Source organism: Candidatus Kosakonia sp. 282A-S69 (genome assembly GCF_029433855.1).
GTDB lineage: Bacteria > Pseudomonadota > Gammaproteobacteria > Enterobacterales > Enterobacteriaceae > Kosakonia > Kosakonia cowanii_A.
The window spans coordinates 238,239-238,531 of sequence record NZ_JAROAU010000005.1 but is presented as its reverse complement, the minus strand read 5'-3'; the positions used below and the strand labels follow the sequence as shown (position 1 = coordinate 238,531).

1 tRNA gene is annotated in these 293 nt (G+C 48.1%); it reads left to right on the top strand.

Going from position 1 to position 293, the window contains the following annotated elements:
* The first annotated feature begins 217 nt into the window (after window positions 1-217).
* Window positions 218-293, top strand: a tRNA-Lys gene (locus PU683_RS22130).

Genomic DNA, 293 nt, shown 5'->3' with positions numbered 1-293 from the left:
GGTCGTTAGCTCAGTTGGTAGAGCAGTTGACTTTTAATCAATTGGTCGCAGGTTCGAATCCTGCACGACCCACCAATTTAATATCGCGATTGCGGTGTTAAATGTGAAGGATAGCGTTGCATCAGCAATAGCCCGCCGGCGAAAGCCGACTCATCCTGCACAAATGCCACTATGATAGTGGTTCCAGAGATTTATCTTCGAAGTCGCTACCCTGTATGGGTCGTTAGCTCAGTTGGTAGAGCAGTTGACTTTTAATCAATTGGTCGCAGGTTCGAATCCTGCACGACCCACCA